This is a genomic window from Neisseria sp. 83E34 (assembly GCF_001308015.1).
Classification (GTDB): Bacteria; Pseudomonadota; Gammaproteobacteria; order Burkholderiales; family Neisseriaceae; genus Neisseria.
In genome coordinates this window covers 194,775-213,216 of record NZ_LGYH01000002.1, presented here as the reverse complement: position 1 = coordinate 213,216, position 18,442 = coordinate 194,775, and the positions used below count along the sequence as shown (strand labels likewise).

At 49.3% G+C, this 18,442-nt stretch carries 17 protein-coding genes and 1 pseudogene; 7 read left to right on the top strand and 11 right to left on the bottom strand.

Translation table 11 applies throughout. The features are described from left to right. Positions 1-82 precede the first annotated feature (82 nt). Complete coding sequence (locus AKG09_RS11860) at positions 83-235, bottom strand: hypothetical protein (RefSeq protein WP_156320787.1); 153 nt, start codon at positions 233-235, stop codon at positions 83-85. 79 nt (positions 236-314) lie between these two features. Between AKG09_RS11860 and dmpE the strand changes: the two genes are divergently transcribed. After that, positions 315-1,100, top strand: coding sequence for a 2-oxopent-4-enoate hydratase (dmpE, locus tag AKG09_RS03240; RefSeq protein WP_054618052.1), 786 nt, complete (start codon positions 315-317; stop codon positions 1,098-1,100). 173 nt (positions 1,101-1,273) lie between these two features. Here the strand turns inward: dmpE and AKG09_RS03235 are convergent, their stop codons facing one another. The 9 genes from AKG09_RS03235 to AKG09_RS03200 all read right to left on the bottom strand — a co-directional run bounded on the left by AKG09_RS03235 (position 1,274) and on the right by AKG09_RS03200 (position 10,146). Next, a complete protein-coding gene (locus tag AKG09_RS03235; protein ID WP_054618051.1) occupies positions 1,274-2,329 on the bottom strand; it encodes a spore coat U domain-containing protein in 1,056 nt (351 codons plus the stop codon). Further along, positions 2,308-4,929, bottom strand: coding sequence for a fimbria/pilus outer membrane usher protein (locus AKG09_RS03230; protein ID WP_054618050.1), 2,622 nt, complete (start codon positions 4,927-4,929; stop codon positions 2,308-2,310). The genes AKG09_RS03235 and AKG09_RS03230 overlap by 22 nt, the downstream gene beginning before the upstream one ends. Beyond that, a complete protein-coding gene (locus AKG09_RS03225) occupies positions 4,916-5,641 on the bottom strand; it encodes a molecular chaperone (protein ID WP_054618049.1) in 726 nt (241 codons plus the stop codon). Before AKG09_RS03225 ends, AKG09_RS03230 begins: the two co-directional genes overlap by 14 nt. 36 nt (positions 5,642-5,677) lie before the next feature. Beyond that, entirely contained in the window at positions 5,678-6,271 is a 594-nt protein-coding gene (locus tag AKG09_RS03220; protein WP_054618048.1) for a spore coat protein U domain-containing protein, read from the bottom strand. A 204-nt stretch (positions 6,272-6,475) separates the two neighbouring features. Further along, the gene (locus AKG09_RS03215; protein WP_054618047.1) at positions 6,476-7,150 is read right to left on the bottom strand and encodes a histidine phosphatase family protein; all 675 of its coding nucleotides are present in this window, start codon (positions 7,148-7,150) and stop codon (positions 6,476-6,478) included. Between the two features lie 148 nt (positions 7,151-7,298). Next, the gene (recJ, locus tag AKG09_RS03210; protein ID WP_054618046.1) at positions 7,299-8,993 is read right to left on the bottom strand and encodes a single-stranded-DNA-specific exonuclease RecJ; all 1,695 of its coding nucleotides are present in this window, start codon (positions 8,991-8,993) and stop codon (positions 7,299-7,301) included. Positions 8,994-9,118: 125 nt separating this feature from the next. Beyond that, on the bottom strand, positions 9,119-9,730 hold the full coding sequence (locus AKG09_RS03205; RefSeq protein ID WP_054618045.1) for a calcium-binding protein: 612 nt from the start codon (positions 9,728-9,730) through the stop codon (positions 9,119-9,121). Then, positions 9,711-9,869 carry a hypothetical protein gene (locus AKG09_RS11855; protein WP_156320786.1) on the bottom strand — a complete coding sequence of 53 codons (159 nt, stop codon included), beginning with the start codon at positions 9,867-9,869 and terminating at the stop codon, positions 9,711-9,713. The genes AKG09_RS03205 and AKG09_RS11855 overlap by 20 nt, the downstream gene beginning before the upstream one ends. A 31-nt stretch (positions 9,870-9,900) precedes the next feature. After that, positions 9,901-10,146 carry a hypothetical protein gene (locus AKG09_RS03200; protein ID WP_054618044.1) on the bottom strand — a complete coding sequence of 82 codons (246 nt, stop codon included), beginning with the start codon at positions 10,144-10,146 and terminating at the stop codon, positions 9,901-9,903. A gap of 293 nt (positions 10,147-10,439) precedes the next feature. Here AKG09_RS03200 and AKG09_RS03195 point away from each other — a divergent pair. Further along, positions 10,440-11,091 (top strand): annotated as a pseudogene (locus tag AKG09_RS03195) (IS1595 family transposase). A 155-nt stretch (positions 11,092-11,246) separates the two neighbouring features. Here the strand turns inward: AKG09_RS03195 and AKG09_RS11850 are convergent. Then, on the bottom strand, positions 11,247-11,525 hold the full coding sequence (locus AKG09_RS11850) for a hypothetical protein (RefSeq protein ID WP_156320785.1): 279 nt from the start codon (positions 11,523-11,525) through the stop codon (positions 11,247-11,249). 1,751 nt (positions 11,526-13,276) lie between these two features. Between AKG09_RS11850 and AKG09_RS03185 the strand changes: the two genes are divergently transcribed. The 5 genes from AKG09_RS03185 (at position 13,277) to AKG09_RS03165 (ending at position 18,431) form a co-directional block, all read left to right on the top strand. Beyond that, positions 13,277-15,439, top strand: a complete 2,163-nt coding sequence (locus AKG09_RS03185) for a primosomal protein N' (RefSeq protein WP_054618042.1) — start codon at positions 13,277-13,279, stop codon at positions 15,437-15,439. Positions 15,440-15,582: 143 nt separating this feature from the next. Beyond that, a complete protein-coding gene (gene dacB, locus AKG09_RS03180) occupies positions 15,583-16,980 on the top strand; it encodes a D-alanyl-D-alanine carboxypeptidase/D-alanyl-D-alanine-endopeptidase (RefSeq protein WP_054618041.1) in 1,398 nt (465 codons plus the stop codon). A 77-nt stretch (positions 16,981-17,057) separates the two neighbouring features. Continuing rightward, positions 17,058-17,318: a glutaredoxin 3 gene (gene grxC / locus AKG09_RS03175; protein ID WP_054618040.1), complete on the top strand. Its 261-nt coding sequence runs from the start codon at positions 17,058-17,060 to the stop codon at positions 17,316-17,318. A gap of 49 nt (positions 17,319-17,367) precedes the next feature. Next, the gene (secB, locus tag AKG09_RS03170; protein WP_054618039.1) at positions 17,368-17,835 is read left to right on the top strand and encodes a protein-export chaperone SecB; all 468 of its coding nucleotides are present in this window, start codon (positions 17,368-17,370) and stop codon (positions 17,833-17,835) included. 227 nt (positions 17,836-18,062) lie between these two features. Then, a complete protein-coding gene (locus tag AKG09_RS03165) occupies positions 18,063-18,431 on the top strand; it encodes a hypothetical protein (protein WP_009115667.1) in 369 nt (122 codons plus the stop codon). The last annotated feature ends 11 nt before the right edge of the window (positions 18,432-18,442 follow it).

Sequence of the window (18,442 nt, the reverse complement as noted above, 5' to 3'; positions counted from 1 at the left end):
CAGCCGCCAAAAACAGTACGTCCGTCATGCTCGGGCTTGACCCGAGCATCTCACAACGTTATCGAAACGCAAGATACTCGGATCAAGCCCGAGTATGACGGCAAGCAGGCGGGTTGAAATGCCTGTCTGAAAACCCGTAGGGCGGGCATCCCTGCCCGCCAACCAACAACCCAAGCGCAGTGGCAATCAGACAAAGCAACCAACAATGCCTGTCTGAAACCCGTAGGGCGGGCATCCCTGCCCGCCTCCCAACAACCCGACAACCCATAACAAAAGGCCGTCTGAAATTTCAGACGGCCTCACGGAGAAATACCATGACCCAAGACGACATCAAACGCTTCGGCACCATGCTCTACCAAGCCATGACCGGCCGCCAAGCCATCCGTCCGCTCACCGAACAAGCGCCCGACATCACCATCGAAGACGCCTACCACATCTCCCAAGCCTTCCTGCAACACCGCTTAGACGCCGGAGAAAAAGTCATCGGCAAAAAAATCGGCCTCACCTCGCACGCCGTCCAATCCATGCTCAAAGTCGACCAGCCCGATTTCGGCTTCCTCACCGACAAAATGGTCTTCAGCCAAGGGCAAGACATGCCCATCAGCCAAATACTGATGCAGCCGCGTGCCGAAGGCGAGATTGCCTTCGTGCTGAAAAAAGACCTCAACGGCCCCGGCGTGACCGCCGCCGACGTCATCGCCGCCACCGAATGCGTGATGCCGTGTTTTGAAATCGTCGATTCCCGTATCGAAAACTGGCAAATCAAAATCCAAGACACCGTCGCCGACAATGCCTCCTGCGGCCTCCTGATTCTCGGCGACACCGCCGTCAGCCCGCACCAAGTCGATTTACGCACCTGCGGCATGGTGGTCGAGAAAAACGGCAAAATCATCAGCACCGGCGCCGGTGCCGCCGCCCTCGGCAGCCCCGTCAACTGCGTTGCCTGGCTCGCCAACACCCTCGGCAGCTTCGGCATCCCGCTCAAAGCCGGCGAAATCATCCTCTCCGGCGCGCTGGTACCGCTGGAAAACGTGAGCACAGGCGATTTCATGTCGGTATACATCGGCGGCATCGGCAACGCTTCGGTGTTGTTTAGCTGAAGCGTTGCCGACGGCGTTTGTTTTGAAGTGGGATAAATATCTGAAACACCGTTCGTACGCTTACGCTGCTTGCCTCAAACCAACATTAAAGATGCCTGTCTGAAACCTTTTCAGACAGGCATTTCTATCATGATGATCTATATCGGTTTAGGCAGTATAAATATCCAACCATCTCAATAATGAACATTGATGATGACTTTATCTCGGTATTCGCCTGCGCGGTAGTCGGCAGAATCAACCGTGGCGTAAACATTATACGTTTGTGCCGAGCCGTTGCCTCTGCCGCTCACTCCGTTGCCTATGTCCCGGCTTGTCGCCGTATCGCCCCACACAGCCCCGTTCATGCCGGCGGCTGAGCGCAGCTGATATGGTATGCGGTCGGGATTGCCTGTTTGAACGGCTCTCATTTCTCCTGCTCCGCCGGAATGGCCGTTTGAAGGCATCAGGCCGATGTTGTAAGATGTGTTCGAGGTGCAGGTAACGTTGATGGAAGTCTGCCCCTGCAAATTGGCTGCCGTCGGGCCGACTGTGCCGATATGAATATCTTGCGGCGTATCGACACGGCAGTTTTGAATAACTGTGGCCGATACGTCAAATGGGAACCTTAAATTTCCGAAACTGCTTTCAGGGCAAGCTTTGGGTGTATCTTCGGACGTTTCGTAGAAGGTCATTGCTGTAGAGTTGCCGGCAAAGCTGGTCGTATAGCGCCCGGGTGCAATGCCGGTTTGAGCCGGATTCAGCTTGGCATAAACGGGAAACGTTATGGATTGGGGACGGAAGATGGAAGGAACCTCGATAACTTTATTGATAGATTTTCCGACACGCTGGTTGGTGGCTGCCAAAATAGTTGTATGGTTCGGATCTCCATAGAGATTATAGGTCAAAATCCCTGAAGCGCAGGAACCGTTGCGGCACATACGGCGGGGATCTAAGGCACGCGGTGTTACCCGACCACCATCTGCCGTCAGACAAACATTAAATTTTTGAGGGCTCCATTGGACGGCTGTTTTCTCGCATGTAACCGTTACTTGCGCCTGTGTTGTCCACGACCGGCCGTCAAGCCAATCGACATTGCCGAAGTTCACCGGCTCCATCGTTGCCGTACACTTTGCCCAAGCTTCTTGTGCGGGCAGCAGCCCCAGCAGTGTTGCGGACAATGCGGCGGCAAATAAGCGGGAGGATTTGCGTACCCGCTGTGGCTTTTTCGCTATTTTGTCGAGTTCGTACATATCGTTTCACCTAAATCAGGCAGGCTGCCTTTATATTGTTCCGCCCGATAGTCTATATCAAACCTGCATTCGCCGCCGTTTTCCGGCAGCCGCACCGTGAAGCGGTTGCGTCCTTCTGCCAAATGTTCGATAAATGCGCGCCCGTCAAAGCCGACTACGGCAACGGGTGTGCCGTCTTCCCGGTAAACCGTTGCGCCTTCTTGCACGACGGAGCCGTCTGAATGTTTCAGGGTTAGGGAAGCGGCGCGCATGATGTTGAGTTTGAAATCCACGGCCACGCCGGAGCGTTCGCCCGGAACTGCCCGAACCGCGGCCTGTTCTACCTGAACATTCTGCGGCAAATCGGTAATGTCGATATCCAGCATGTTTTGCTGGTAGGCGGATAAATTGGGTACGAGCAGCAGGCCTTTGCGGTTGGTTTTGCCGACGGTATTGTTAAACAGCTTAACCGGCACGCCGCTCATGCCGCCCGCACTCACTACGGCAAAGCTGTCGTTAACGGTGCGGGTGGCAAACACATCGCCGCGCATCAGCACCACGCCGCCGCGCACCCCCGCGTTCCAGTTGGTAACGCCGCGGGTGTTATATACGCTGCCTCTGAAATCGCCGTATTGGGTATCGTAGTTCAGATAGCCGTTCAGATGGCCTTGCCGCTTGGCGTGGCTGTTGCTTTGCTGCTGCCAGCCGACGTTCCAAGAAGGGCTGCCCAATCCTGCGGAAGATTTGCTTAAAGAGAGGCGGTGGGTTTGGTTGCTGCCGCCGTCTCTTTGGCTGCTCGCATTGGCCGAATAGCCTTTATCCAAACTCAGCGACACGCCGCCGTAGATACTGCGTTGTCGGCTGTTGCTGAAATTATGCGATGTGTTCAGATACACGCCGATGCGTTTGCCTACATTAAAATTCCAGTTGAATGTGCCGATTTTATCGGTTTGCCGCTCCGCGCTGCGCCTGTTGTGGAGGAAAGAAAGTGCGAATGCGCCCAACTTTCGGCTGCTCCAACCGAGCGAGGCGGAAGCCGTGCGGATATGGCCGGGTTCGGGTTTAAACTCATCTTGATCGACGATGATGCCCAATTCTGAAAAGCTGTTGCCGTAATGGCTCCAGCCTGCGCCGAACGACCACGCGCCTTTCTGCGTGCTGAAAAATACGCTGCTTTGCGCGCCCTTATGCTGTTTGAAGCGGCTTTGGGCATGGCTGAAGTTCAACTGCCCGAGCGATCCGATCACGGTGTTGGCTGCCGCGCCAAACTGGCGGTATCCGCCGCCGCCCTGCGCGTGAATCTGGCCGGTTAAAAAATGGGTGATGCCGTAGCGCAGCGCACCGCTGCCCACCGGTTTTTTGCCGTAATCGAAATTGTGCAGGCCGTAGCCTCGCCGCAAATAGCCGGCTTCCAGCGACCATTCGTTCAAGCCTTTGGCCAACATACCCGTACCGCGGTATAGAGGCATATCCACCACAACCTGCCGGCCCAATACGTCTGTGGCCACCACTTGCGCCGTGCCGCTGCCGCTGATGGAAGGCGGCAGGGTGATTTCGTATTTGCCGGCACCCACGTCTTGGCTGTATTGCTTCACGCCGTTCAAATATAAATCCACCGTGCCGGGCAAGGTGGTTTCGCCCAGATAAGAGCGCAAAGGGGCGGTGTTGCGCCACGGCTGCGTGCGGTAGGTATGCTCGAGCTTAATGCCGCCCAAACGCGAGCTGCTGCCGCCCAACTGCCCGGCCAAAATATCGCCCGCCGTCAACACCAAGCCCCGCTCCGGCCAAGTGCTGCGCCAGTAAGTATCCAAACGCACGTTTTTATCGACGTTGCGTCTGTTTTCTTTGTGCCGGTTCCAAAGATGGTTATGGCTCAGGTAGCCGGCAGGCGTGGTCAGGCGCGATTCGGCCAAGAGGCCGTGGCTGATCCCGCCGTTGCCGTTGCGCGCCATGTTGTAATCGTAATTCAACACGCCCGCAAAACCGGCACGGGCAATATGGTAGGCATGCTCGGTTTCTTTGCCGATTCGGGTAACGGGCAGGTTGAGCCAATCCAAAGGTGCGGTCAGTGCCAAAGTTTGGTTGGCAGCATCGTATTGCACTTCCAAACCGGGAATGGTTTCCAGCTCAAGCCAGCCTGCCGCAGCGGTGTGTTGCGTTTGGTTTTCTTGGTTGTCCGTGGATGGTTGCCCGTCAATCTCGGGTAGGTTTTCAGACAGGCCTTGTTCAGACGGCCTGTCCGAAGCGGCGGGATTGCTTTCGGATTCCGTCGGCACTATTGCGGAACTCGTGTCGTGTTCGGGCGCAGCCGTACCATCGGTATCGGCAGCCTTTGCTTCGGCCTGCTTGGCTTGCCGCACATACGAATGCGGCACACGGATACCCAAAGAAACAAGCGTATCCGTTTGCACGAACAAACGCCCGTGGTGCGACATAAATTGAAACAGGCCGTCTGAAGTGCTGCCGTTTACCGACACTTGCGGATACACCGGCAGCCATTCGCCCGCATACACGGCTGCTTCCGGAGCAAGCGGTTCGGCACATACTTGAAACGCGCAAAAAGACAATAAAATACCGGAAACAATCTGTTTTAACGGGAATGCAGCATTAATGAACTGCACCTTGAACCTCCGGCTTTATCTGCCGACCGTTTACCGTAGCCGACAACCCGCCGTTTTTGAATGAAGCAGGTGCGGCATCCAGCGTGTTTTTCCAAGTGTTTCCCGGCAGCACATATCCTGCCAACCCGTTAATCAAAGTCTGCTCCTTACTACCGGTTTTGACAGACAAATTGCTCAATTGGGCATAAGCCTTGCCGATATTTTTAACGGTGAGCACGGCTTTGCCGTCGGGTGCGCGTTCAACACGCCATTGAAGGTTGGCTTCAGGGGAATCCGTTTGATTTAAAAACAGAGGAATAGAATAACGCAACACAAATTGCAGGCTGGCTGCCGGCTTTTCTTCGGGCGCAGGCAGTTCGTCCACCACCAGGCGGAACGCCTCTTCATGTTGCCCCGCGGGTTTGGTACGGATAACGCGGAATTGTTGTGAGCCGCCGGCAGCCAGTTTCACCATAGGCGGGCTGGCGACCACATCGCCGCTGGGCGTGAGTACATCTTTGCCTTTATCGTCTTGGCGCCAACGGTACACCCGCACCTGAGCGGTAAGCGGTTTGCCGCCCGTGTTGGTTAACGTGAAAACGCCTGCCCGTTGTTTCACGGGCAGGGATAAACCGGTAGGGCTGACTTGCAAGCCGGCGGCAAAAGCGCCGGATACTGCACCCAGCGCCAAACCGGCCAACAAGCATGCCTTTTGATATTTCAGGCTTGCCATATCTATATCAGCTTTGATGTGATGGAGAAAATTGAATTAATAAGAAACTTCGACAGCCACACGGTCAATATAGCGGCCGGCTGTTTTGTCCAGCTCGGCTCCGGCTACTTTGCCGTAAACAAGGTGGTGAATAGGTGAAGCAATACCCTCGCCACTGCCTGTAAGTGTATTTACATTTTTTTGATTACCCCAAGCTTGGCTATAACCGTCATCTTTATAGAGCGTATAAGCAATTTTATCGTTGGCGGTAGCGGCAGCTGAACCTACCAAACCGCTCATTGTGCCCGCTCCTGTGGTGCTGCTGGTGCTATCAGGTGTTAAAGCAATTTGGTAAGGCGTGCCTTTGGTACATTTGACTTGAATACCGCCACCTGCGCCTGCCTTGCTTAAGCGTTTTACATCGGCTGTACTGTTGGAAAGATGCTCACCGAAATCAATATCTGCTCCGGCTGAAGGCGTTGTTAGCTCTTGAGTAGGTGCATTCCCTGTGCTGGTTTCTACCTGGCAAACAGGCATAATACGGATGGTCACATGGAATTCAGAACTTACGCTCTCTGCATAAGCCATACCGGATGCTGACAATGCAGCCATAGTTGAAGTGAGTACGAATAATTTTTTAACCGCTTTCATGTGTTTTAAGTCCTTATTTATTAAATTTTTTAATTTTTACCCGATAAATTCAGATACCAGAAATCTATTTATCAGACCGCTTGTATCACAGGTAACGGACAGAATTATTATTCCAATTGAAAGTAACATCAAGTTATTTTCAAATCGTTACACAACTAAACAAATTTTATGTAGGTTTTTGGCAAACCTTCCTGCGCTGCCTTTTCAATCTGCCAAAAATTCAGTTTCCCCCACGCTGTCGATCTGCCACTTCCCATGTTCAAACCTAAGCCGCGATACCGAAGCATTATCTACACTCCGATAAATGATGCTGTTGAAATCAATATTTTTCAGGATAGAAGTAATCGCCATGCCATGCGCCACCACCAACACCTTTTGCGCGCCGTTGCTACGTTCGGCCACTTCCGCCATACCGTTTTTCAAGCGTGTGACAAACTGCGTTTCGTTTTCGGCCAAACCCAGCTCATCCAAAGCAGCTACTGTTTCGGCCAGCAGATGGTGGTCGGCATTTTGGTAAGCCTGTTTCCACACCTGCACATCGGCCAAGCCTAAAGATGCAGCAATCATTTCATGCAGCTTATGGCTGAATTCGCCTTCAAACCCACCAAAGCAATATTCACGCAAATCAGGCAGTTGCACCAAGGGCAAATCGGCCTGCCCTTGATGGGTCAGAATAATGCGCGCAGTTTCGGCGGCTCGGGGAGCGGTGCTGGAAAATGCGGCGTCAAAACGGATTTTGTGCCCTGCCAAACCACGCCCCAATCGGGCGGCAACATCGCGTCCTTCGGGCGTGAGGGGAGAATCGCTCCAGCCTTGCAGGCGGCCTATGGTGTTGAACACGGTTTTGCCGTGGCGCACAAGATAGATTTGCAAAGACATGCTTTTTCCTTTCCATTAATTTTTCAGACAGGCATTATAAACGGCAGATGCCCGGCCTGCCGTTTTAAATTAAGACGTGAATACCATCTTACAAAACAAAACAATGCCTGTCTGAAAGCTTTTTCAGACAGGCATCATCCTTTTCACATCAAGCCGCTTCCCAATAATCGATATAAAGCTGCAATTCCAGATTATTGCGCCATTCGTTGGCCACGGGGCGGTAAACCGTGCGGATACGTTCGGGAATTTCTTCCGTACAACGCCAAAACATGGCTTCAAACTGGCACCCTTCTTTTTGCAGCCACACTTTTTTATGGTTCACGCCCATTGCCTGCTGGCGGATTACGGAAAATTCATCGGTAAAACTCGGCGGTGCGAAACCCTGCCCCCACACTTGCCCTGCCAGGTTCTGCGCCTGCGCCAGTGTGATTTCCGAAGCAGGCAGGCTGCCGTCGGTGATATAGGTTTGTGACAAATCGTCTTCACAGAGCAGCTCACTCACAATGCATTCAAAAGCGGCTTGAAACCTACCCACATTTTCCGCCGCAATGCTCAAACCCGCCGCCATCGCATGGCCGCCGAATTTCAAAATCAGGTCGGGATAGCGTTTCGACACCAAATCCAGCGCATCGCGCAAATGCAGCTTGGGAATGGAGCGGCCGGAGCCGCGCACTTCGCCGTTATCCGCCGGCGCAAACACAATGGCGGGGCGGTAAAAACGGTCTTTCAAGCGGCTGGCAACAATGCCGACCACGCCTTGATGAAAATCTTCGCGATAGGCCGTAACCGTGGTTTGGCCGGCCGGTAATGTTTCAGGAAACGTATCGAGCGCATCTTGCAGCATGGATTGCTCGATTTCGCGCCGCTCGATATTCAAATCATTCAGTTGCGCGGCAAGCTGTTGCGCCGTTTCAGCACTATCAGCGAGCAGGCAGGCAATGCCGAGCGACATATCGTCCAAACGCCCCGCTGCATTGATGCGCGGCCCCAGTGCAAAACCCATATCGAAAGGCTGCGCCTTGCGCCAATCACGCTTGGCCGCTTCAAACAAAGCTCGGATACCGTGGCACATCTTGCCCGCCCTCATCCGCTTCAAGCCCTGCGACACCAAAATGCGGTTATTGTGATCCAGCGTTACCACATCAGCCACCGTGCCCAACGCCACCAAATCCAGCAGCATGCCCAAATTAGGTTCTGGATGCCTGTCTGAAAAATAATTTCGGCTGCGCAGCTCTGAGCGCAAAGCCGTCAACACATAAAAAATCACGCCCACGCCCGCCAAATTTTTGCTGGCAAACGTGCAGCCCGGCTGGTTCGGGTTCACAATCAAACAATCCGGCAGGGCATCGCCGGGCAAATGATGGTCCGTAACCAACACATCCAAACCCAGCGCCTGCGCGTGCGCCACGCCCGCCGTGCTGGCAATACCATTATCCACCGTCAGCAGCAAATCCGCGCCCTGCCCCGCCGCCAACTCCGCCAACTCGGGCGTTAAACCATAGCCGTGTTCAAAACGGTTGGGCACCAGAAAATCCACCCGCGCCCCCATCGCGCCCAAACCTCTCATCCCCACTGCGCAAGCCGTTGCACCGTCGGCATCATAGTCGGCCACAATCAGAATCCGCTCCCGCTTTTGCACCGCATCCGCCAAACGTACTGCCGCCGCCTGACAATTTTTCAAGCCCTCAAACGGCAGCAATCCCGCCAGCTTGTCTTGCAACTCCTCCGGCCGCTCCACCGAGCGCGCCGCGCACAAACGCGCCAGCAACGGATCCGCTCCGGCGGCAATCAATGCTTCACAAGCTTCAAGGTTAAATTCACGGGTTTGGATTTTGACAGACATGCAGATTCAAACGAAGTTCGAAAACGCGTATTGTACGCTTTTTAGAAGGAATTTTCAGACAGGCATAGTTTCACGAACATAAAACAAAGTCTACCTAAAAGATTTCAGGTAGACTTTGTTGTGGCCTAAATTACTTCAGAAATACCGAACTTTTTAAAAGCAGCTACGGTATTAATGATACTATCCGCATTAACATACTGCAGTAAATTTGGCTTTACTACCGTTTTATCCTTAAACTCAAACCGATTGATGTCTCCCCCCTCAATAAAAAAGCCCTGTACCTCTATGGAATCGGATGCACTATAACCCGACAAAATCAAATCGTTACCGGACTTCCTGAAAGACACCTCATTCGATGCCACATCAGTGAAACGGATAATGTCGTCCTCTTTCGAATGGTTGGCGTAATTCTTAACAATATCCTGACCATGTCCTTTGGAAAAGATATAAGTATCATTGCCATAACCGCCTTCCAACTTATCATTGCCGGTTCCGCCGATTAAGGTATCATCGCCGCTTCCACTATTTAATACATCGTTTCCTTCTCCTCCGTCTAACACATCATTGGCTGACGAAGAAGTAATAACATCATTACCTTTTCCACCATACACAATACTTTTATGACCCCAAGTATCTAAAGTATCGTCGTTGTCCGCACCGGTAAAGGTTAAACCGTTCTGACGAAACTCCTCTAAAGTAATGGTTTTATCCTTAAACTCAAACCGCACGGGTACCATATTTGTTTGTTAAATCAGCAAGACTTTTTAAACCCGCTCCTAATGTAATTCCTCCCCCATAAAATGATGTAACTGGTGGCAATCCCATATCCTTCATATTTTGATTATAATATTTATTAAAATCACTACCAAAACTCATTACAAAACTCCTTACAAAATAACAATACCGTTTAGTTGACTAACTGTTTCTTAATTTCACTAACTTTATCTCTAGCTATTTTTAATGAAACACGATGTATCCTCATGTAACAACGCATAGCCAGTATTTCTTCATTCTGCAAAATTAGGAATTCAACATCCTGATCTGTCTCAATATTTTTAGGATAACCGTATTCACGTTCTTTTCTTCTAGAATAGAGTTCACCCATCCACAAAATGGATAAAATCAATAAGAACACTCCCATGAAAACCAACATAATAGGCCTCTGTTTTTTATTACAAAGTTTATATAACTTTAATTCGACTAATTTAAATGCAATACAACTTAAATTTGTTTTTTCTGCCAAAATTAATCAATTCAGTTATAAGATTTAAGAATAACACTTTGAAAAATTCCATTCAAATATTTCAAGGTTTTCAATTACATTAGTTATTTAATTTAAAATCAATCAACTTAATGAACAGACTCCATCTAATGCACTTACTACCTATCAATCATCTAATTAAAAAAGGAGCTGAAGTAGATTAGCAGTCATGATAGGCTGCCAAAATGAAGATAACACACTGTAACAAAGAAGAGTGTCCAAAGAAAACTGCTTGAATATTTTGTATTGGAAGTAACCGCACGTTCTGCTACCGATATCTTGGGTATTCAGCCCAATACGACCATTCTCTTTTACCACAAAATCCGTCTCGTTATCAGCCATCATTTGGCTTTGGAAGCAGATCAGGTTTTTGAGGGCGCTATAGAATTGGATGAGAGCTATTTCGGCGGTAAGCGTAAAGGAAAACGTGTTAGGGGGTGCCGCAGGGAAAGTAGCGGTTTTCGGTATCCTCAAACGCGGTGGTAAGGTGTATACCGTAGTGGCGGAAAACGCCAAACGGGAAATCTTATTGCCTGCTATTACAAAGAAAATTATGCCGGATAGTATGGTTTATACGGACTGTCTGAGCAGTTATGATGTGTTGGATGTGAGTGGTTTTACCCATCACCGCATCAACCACAGCAAACTGTTTGCCGACCGTCATAACCACATCAACGGTATCGAAAATTTTTGGAATCAGGCAAAACAGGTACTGCGCAAATACAACGGTATCGACCGTAAATCGTTCCCGTTGTTCTTGAAGGAATGTGAATTTCGTTTTAACTTCGGGACACCAAAGCAGTAGTTAAAACTTTGCGGCTTTGGTGTGGTATTTAGGGCTAATCTACTTCAGCCCCTTTTTTAAACACTTAAGGTGGTAAAAATGTAAAACAATATACAACGACACAAACAACCGACAAAACTGCAAAACCGTATAATATATAAGTATTCTAAAAAATCAAAAATTTGCAACTGTAGGAATAATTATCCATTCAATGATAAAAAGAAAAAGCAACAAAAAATAAATGCCTATCAATATTTTTTATTGATTTGCCTGAATAAGACTCCAGAATCCACAAAGGCTGGGTAATAATGTTTTCATTATAGGTATGTATTATTTCCTTTCTTAATATAAATATGATGACTGCTGTAATTAAACAGGTTAACCCCGTCCTTTCCGCATACGAAAAAGGCTTTATGAAATTTAATCCAGCCAAAACCAATCCATTTGCAACCGAAGGTTTAAATAAAACCGTTTCTATTTTCTTCATAAAATATTAGCTTTCACTCCATCACATAAACACATAAATCACGAGCATCCATTTTCATTTGATCTAATGTTAAGACTTTTGATGTTTAAGGTGATATGAATGCAAAAAAATATACGATAAGCAAAACAACCGACAAAATTGTAAAATTGTATAATATATAAAATATTCCAGAAAATTAGATATATGGAACTTTGGAATGAAGACCCAATCTGATGCAAAAACAAACAACAAAAAGAAATAACTGTGTGCAAATATTTTCTTTACCGATTTACCTGAATAAAATTCAGAAGTCCAAAGAGAATAAGTGCGGGTGTTTTCTTTATAGATATGTATCAGTTTTTTTCTTAATAAAAATACAGTACCTACCGTTATCAAGCAGGTCAGGCCGATTATTTCCGCATACGAAAAAGGCTTTATGGAACCTAATATAGCCAAAACCAATCCATTTATAACGGAAGACACAAATAAAACCGTTTCTATTTTTTTCATAAAATATTAGCTTTCACTCCATCACATAAATCACGAACATCCATTTTTATTTTTATCTAACTTTAAGACTTTTGATGTTTAAGGTGATATGAATGCAAAAAAATATACGATAGGCAAAACAACCGACAAAATTGTAAAATTGTATAATATATAAAATATTCCAGAAAATTAGATATATGGAACTTTGGAATGAAGACCCAATCTGATGCAAAAACAAACAACAAAAAGAAATAACTGTGTGCAAATATTTTCTTTACCGATTTACCTGAATAAAATTCAGAAGTCCAAAGAGAATAAGTGCGGGTGTTTTCTTTATAGATATGTATCAGTTTTTTTCTTAATAAAAATACAGTACCTGCCGTTATCAAGCAGGTCAGGCCGATTCTTTCCGCATACGAAAAAGCTTTATAAAATTTAATCCAGACAAAACCAATCCATTTATAACGGAAGACACCAATAAAACCGTTTCTATTTTTTTCATAAAATATTTATCTCCCCTTCATCATATAAATCACGAGCATCCATTTTCATTTGATCTAACTTTGAGATTTTTGATATCTACGGTGATAAAATGCATAACAAGATATGATAAGAAAAGCAATCTTAAAAACTGCAAAATTGTATAATATATAAAATATTCTCCCAAATTAGATATACAAAACTTGGGAATAGCTACCCAATCAGATATAAAAATGAATAAAACTACAAAATAACTATATACAAATATTTTTTTTGTAGTTTTTTCTGAGTAAAATTCAAACGTCCAGAGAGAATAAGTACGTGTATTTTCCTTATAGATATGTATCAGTTTTTTTCTTAATAAAAATATAATACCTAATGTTATCAAGCAGGTCAGACTGGTTCTTTCCTCATAAGAAAAAGGCTTTATGGAATTTAATAATGCCAAAATAAATCCACTTACAACCGACGGGCTCAATAGAACCACTTCTAATTTTTTCATAAGCATTTATCTCTAAAGCATCAACTGGCTTAACTTTTTTATTTAAATTTAACCTATTTTAAAGTAAATTTCATAAAACACACAACATCTTTGTTTATCAATATAATTTTATTCAACTATATTTCAAACAAAACTATAACTTTGTTAAGTTAAATAACATATAAACCTGCAACAAACTCACCTGTTCCGATATCGGCCTTACTTAAAAACACCTGTCTGAAAACAAGCTGTGCGAGTTTCTGCGAAACTAAGGCTTTCAGACAGGCATTCCCTTATCTCAATCCGTTTTATAATACCCGCCATGATCTATCACCATATCGCCCTCAACGTTCCCCTCGGCCTGCTCACTTATGCCCACCCTGCTGCCATCAAACCCGGCAAGCGGGTAGTGGTGCCGTTTCGCGGCAAGCCGGTGGTGGGGGTGGTTTGGGCGCATTCGGTGGCGCCGGATATCGAGGTGTCGAAAATTCTGCCGGTGCAGGAAGTTTTCGATAAAGAGCCGCTTTTGCCGGAAAGTTGGCGCGCTTTGCTGGATTTTGTGGCGCGTTATTATCTTTATCCGCTCGGGCAGGCGGTGTTTACGGCGCTGCCGCAGGGTTTGAGGGAAACGAAAGCGGTGAAGCCGCCGCAACCGCCTGTTTTTTATACACTCAATGAGCAAGGCCGAGCAAATGAGCCGCCGCCGGAGCGTTTTCATAAGAAGCGTGCGCTGTGGCTGGCTTTGCGTGAAGGTGCAAACGATATGGCCTGTCTGAAAACGGTTCATCCGCAGGCGGCCAAGTTGGTGGCCGAATGGAGCGAAGCGGGCTGGATTGAGCAGAGCCGCGCCGCCGATCCGGTGATTCCGCCGGCGGAATATGTGTTAAACGAAGCGCAGCAGGCGGCTTCGGATGCGGTTCAGACAGGCATCGGCGGTTTTCAAACGTTTCTGCTCTACGGCATCACGGGCAGCGGCAAAACGGAAGTGTATTTTGATGTGATGGCCAAGGTGTTGGCTTCGGGCAGGCAGGTTTTGTTTTTGCTGCCCGAGATTAATCTGACGCCCCAGTTGCTAAAGCGCGTGCAAACGCGATTTGCGCAAGTTCCCACCGCCGTGCTGCACAGCCAAACCGCTGCGGGCAAACGCACGCAGGACTATCTGCGCGCGCTTACGGGGCAGGCCAAACTGATTATCGGCACACGGTTGGCGGTGTTTACCCCGCTGCCGGATTTGGGCTTGATTGTGGTGGACGAAGAACATGATGCCTCGTTTAAGCAAGATAACGAGCTGCGCTACCATGCCCGCGATTTGGCGGTTTGGCGCGGCAGGCAGAGCGCTTGTCCGGTAATTTTGGGCAGCGCCACGCCCAGTTTGGAAAGCTGGCACAAGGCGCAAACGGGCGCTTACCGGCTGCTTGAGTTGAACGAACGCGCCCACTCGGCCGCGCGCCTGCCGCAAGTGGATATTTTGGATGTGCGCCGTGTGAAGCTGGATAACGGCTTTTCGCCGCAGGCTTTAAAGCTGCTGCAAGAAAACTACCGGCAAGGCGGCATGTCGCTGGTTTATCTCAACCGCCGCGGTTTTGCACCGGCACTGTTTTGCGGCGACTGCGGCCATATTTTCGGCTGCCCGCGCTGCTCGGCCAAGATGGTGCTGCACCAGCGCGCGCGCCAGCTGCGTTGCCATCATTGCGATTTCAGACAGGCCATACCTTATAAATGCCCGGATTGCGGCAATCAGGATTTAACCGCCGTCGGCCAAGGCACGCAGCGGGTAGAAGAAACGTTGCGCACATTTCTGCCCCAAGCGCGCGTCGCCCGCGTTGACCGCGACAGCACGTCCAACAAAAACGATTGGGCGGCTTTGTATGAACATATTGCCGCAGACAGCATTGATATTTTGGTCGGCACGCAAATGCTGGCTAAGGGGCACGATTTTGCGCGGCTGAATCTGGTGGTGGTGCTCAATGCCGACGGCTCGCTTTACAGCGCGGATTTCCGCGCGCCGGAGCGGCTGTTTGCCGAATTGATGCAGGTTTCCGGCCGTGCGGGGCGCGCCGATGCGGCGGGGCGCGTGTTAATCCAAACCCAATTGCCCGAGCATGCCGTGTTCGCCGCCGTGAAAGCGCAAAATTACCGCGCGTTTGCCGAAACCGAGCTGGCCGAGCGGAAAATGTTCGGTATGCCGCCTTTCGGTTTTCAAGCAGCCATCCGTGCTGATGCGCTGAAAGTGGACGATGCTTTGCGTTTTCTCAGTGAAATCAAAGAAGTTATCGAGCCGCTACTGCCGGAAAACACGGCATTGCTCGGCCCGGTACCGATGATGATGGTGCGGCTGGCCGAGCGCGAACGGGCACAGGTGTTTATCGAATCGGCATCACGCAAAAACCTGCACCGAGCCGCCGCGATGTGGCTGCAAGTGTTGCAAAGCTATCGTGATTCGGCGGTGAGATGGTCGGTGGATATTGATCCGATGGAAATGTAATGAACCCGGATGCCTGTCTGAAAAGCCGATTTCCTGCCGCGCGATTTATTTTTAATGATGCCGTGCGCTGTTTTCAGTAAAATCCGCATGGTATGGCTGCACCATGTCAAACCCCACAAAACACCCGACAACGATACGGAAAAATGAACATACAATGCCTGTCTGAAAAGCGGATGCGCCGCTTGTTGCTTTCCGCCCTACTCCTGCTGCCCGCTGCCGCATCCGCACTCGACACCGGCACGATTCCCGCGAAAGAAGTGGCGGTTTATGTACAAGATTTGAATACCAAAACCGTGCTGGTCGCGCATCAGGCCGATGCTTCGTTTAACCCCGCGTCCACCATGAAGCTGGTTACGGCATTTGCTTCGCTCCGCGCGTTGGGGCCTGATTTCCGCTGGCAGACTGAATTCAAATCGGCCGCACCCATTGCCAACGGCAGCCTGAATGGCGATATTTACTGGATCGGCAGCGGCGATCCGATTATGGATCAAGATGATTTAATCGCCGTTCAGCAACAGTTGCGCGACAAAGGCATCAAACACATTACCGGCTCACTGGTGTTCGACCGCAACATCTGGGGCAATGCCGGCTCCGCACAAGGTTTCGACGATGACGCCAACGAAGCCTTTACCACCAATCCCGACCCGCACATGCTGGCTTATAAAGTCGTATGGCTGAAGCCCGCGTTCAATGAAGCCGGGCAGCCTGTGATGACCACCAATCCGCCGCTACCGGATGTGGCGCAAAATAATCAAGTACGCTTCACCGCCTCCGGCACCTGCCGCTCGCTCAAACGCTACCTTTCCGCCAAATATGAAAAAGGAGTGCTGCACATGAGCGGTACGCTGCCCGAAGCCTGCATCGGCCAGGAAACCTTTATCAACATGCTCGACACGCAAGACTTCGCCGCCAAAAGCTTTGTCAACCAATGGAATGCCGCAGGCGGCCGGATGGCTTCCGGCTACCGCGTCGGCACCGTTCCGGCCGATGCCGACACGCTTGCCGTGCACCACTCGCCACCCTTGCGCGAAGCATTAACCAGCATGAACAAACTGTCCAACAACGTCATCGCCCGCACCGTATTCCTTACCATTGGTCAACGCGCCGCTGACAATCAGACAGGTCAAAATGCCAAAGCCGCCGTACGCCAAGAGCTGGTTAAAGCCGGCCTCGACGATGAAGCTCTGGTTCTTGAAAACGGTTCAGGCCTCTCCCGCAGCGAACGGCTGACCGCCCGCTTTCTCGGCGAGTTGCTGGCCAAAGCCTATGAAAGCCGTTTCAGACAGGCATTTATCGACACCCTGCCCATTTCCGGCACCGACGGCACACTGGAGCAACGCTTCAAAAGCCGCAAGGGCGAGCTTTACCTCAAAACCGGCACCCTGAAAAACGTGCGCGCGCTCGCAGGCTATTACCTGCCGCGCAACCATTCAACGAAGCATCCGCTGGTGATCGTCGTGTTGGTAAACAGCCCCAAATCCGACTATTATGTGAACGAAATCGACAAGCTGGTAGAGTGCCTGCTGCCCCCGCCGCAATAATTTTCAGACAGGCATCTTGTAAAAGTAAGCCGGCGGCTCCATACTGCAACGATATCAATCCAAACACACAACACATCATGCAACCCGTTACCATGTATACCGGCCCCTACTGCTTCTATTGCAGCGTGGCCAAAAGATTGTTGGGCCAGCTCGGCGTAAGCGAAATCAAAGAAATCGATGTCAGCCGCGATCCGGCAGCTTTTGCAGAAATGCAACAAATAACCGGCCAGCGCACCGTACCGCAAATTTTTATCGGCGATACCCATGTGGGCGGCCTTAGCGATTTAAAGGCGCTTCACGAAAAAGGCGGCCTTAGCGGCTTACTCAACGGCGAATAAAACCACGCCGTCTATATTTTCAACCCTAAACTCAAAAGCGAGACAAATAATGAGCGAACAAGATCAAGTTCAAGACCAAGCGCAACAAGAAAACCAGCCCGTATTCAGCATTGAAAAGCTGTATGTAAAAGATATGTCGCTGGAAGTGCCGCACGCGCCTAAAGTATTTCTGGAGCAAGGCGAACCGAATGTCGACATGCGCGTAGCCACCGAAAGCCAAAAGCTGGAAGACGAGTTTTACGAAGTAAGCGTTACCGTAACCGTTACCGCCAAACTGGCTGAAGAACGCGTAATGTTCCTCAACGAAGTCACCCAAAGCGGCATCTTCCGCTTGGCCAATATTCCCGAAGAAGATTTGCAATTACTGCTGGCCGTAGCCTGCCCCAACATCCTCTTCCCTTACGCGCGCGAAACCGTGTCTTCCACCATCACCCGCGCCGGCTTCCCGCCTGTTCTGCTGGCTCCGATTAACTTCGAAGCTTTGTACCAACAGCAACAAGAGCAAGGCAACGCTTAACTGCTCCGCTTTAACCAACCATGCCTGTCTGAAATTTTCAGACAGGCATTGTATTATTTTAGGCGATTAAAGCCGCACATTCCTTTATGCGTTTTAACCCAACATTACACCACACCACTTCTTCCCAACATACACCAATGTATAATAAGCGTCCAGCATACCCGTGAATCAATACTGGTGCGTACTTAAGCAACATAAAATTATTTAATTTCTAAGGAAACAATGATATGAAAAAATTATCTGCTGCATTATTGGCTTGTTCTCTGTTGGCCTCCGGTCTTGCTCATGCCGAGAACGCAGCTGTAAGCAAATCAGTTGTACACTATTCTTGCCAGCAAGGTAAAAAGTTGAAAGTGACTTACGGCTTCAACAAACAAAAACTGCCTGTGTACGCCTCTGCCTACATGAACGGCAAAACACGCTATATGCCGATCAACTTAAACGTTTCAGACAACGTTGACACCGTATTCGGTGATGAAAACAACTTCAAACTGAGCACCAGCTATATGGATCGCAAAAATCACCGCAAAAATGCCGTGATGGTTACTTCACCCGGCCAAGAAATCATTTTCAAAAGCTGCCGTCCGGTACGCTAAAACTTGAAAGA

Coding starts and splice junctions, on each gene's coding strand:
- AKG09_RS11860 (WP_156320787.1), bottom strand. CDS start 235: ATGCCCGCCCTACGGGTTTCAGACAGGCATTGTTGGTTGCTTTGTCTG.
- dmpE (WP_054618052.1), top strand. CDS start 315: ATGACCCAAGACGACATCAAACGCTTCGGCACCATGCTCTACCAAGCC.
- AKG09_RS03235 (WP_054618051.1), bottom strand. CDS start 2,329: ATGTACGAACTCGACAAAATAGCGAAAAAGCCACAGCGGGTACGCAAA.
- AKG09_RS03225 (WP_054618049.1), bottom strand. CDS start 5,641: ATGGCAAGCCTGAAATATCAAAAGGCATGCTTGTTGGCCGGTTTGGCG.
- AKG09_RS03220 (WP_054618048.1), bottom strand. CDS start 6,271: ATGAAAGCGGTTAAAAAATTATTCGTACTCACTTCAACTATGGCTGCA.
- AKG09_RS03215 (WP_054618047.1), bottom strand. CDS start 7,150: ATGTCTTTGCAAATCTATCTTGTGCGCCACGGCAAAACCGTGTTCAAC.
- recJ (WP_054618046.1), bottom strand. CDS start 8,993: ATGTCTGTCAAAATCCAAACCCGTGAATTTAACCTTGAAGCTTGTGAA.
- AKG09_RS03205 (WP_054618045.1), bottom strand. CDS start 9,730: ATGGTACCCGTGCGGTTTGAGTTTAAGGATAAAACCATTACTTTAGAG.
- AKG09_RS11855 (WP_156320786.1), bottom strand. CDS start 9,869: ATGAGTTTTGGTAGTGATTTTAATAAATATTATAATCAAAATATGAAG.
- AKG09_RS03200 (WP_054618044.1), bottom strand. CDS start 10,146: ATGTTGGTTTTCATGGGAGTGTTCTTATTGATTTTATCCATTTTGTGG.
- AKG09_RS11850 (WP_156320785.1), bottom strand. CDS start 11,525: ATGAAGAAAATAGAAACGGTTTTATTTAAACCTTCGGTTGCAAATGGA.
- AKG09_RS03185 (WP_054618042.1), top strand. CDS start 13,277: ATGATCTATCACCATATCGCCCTCAACGTTCCCCTCGGCCTGCTCACT.
- dacB (WP_054618041.1), top strand. CDS start 15,583: ATGAACATACAATGCCTGTCTGAAAAGCGGATGCGCCGCTTGTTGCTT.
- grxC (WP_054618040.1), top strand. CDS start 17,058: ATGCAACCCGTTACCATGTATACCGGCCCCTACTGCTTCTATTGCAGC.
- secB (WP_054618039.1), top strand. CDS start 17,368: ATGAGCGAACAAGATCAAGTTCAAGACCAAGCGCAACAAGAAAACCAG.
- AKG09_RS03165 (WP_009115667.1), top strand. CDS start 18,063: ATGAAAAAATTATCTGCTGCATTATTGGCTTGTTCTCTGTTGGCCTCC.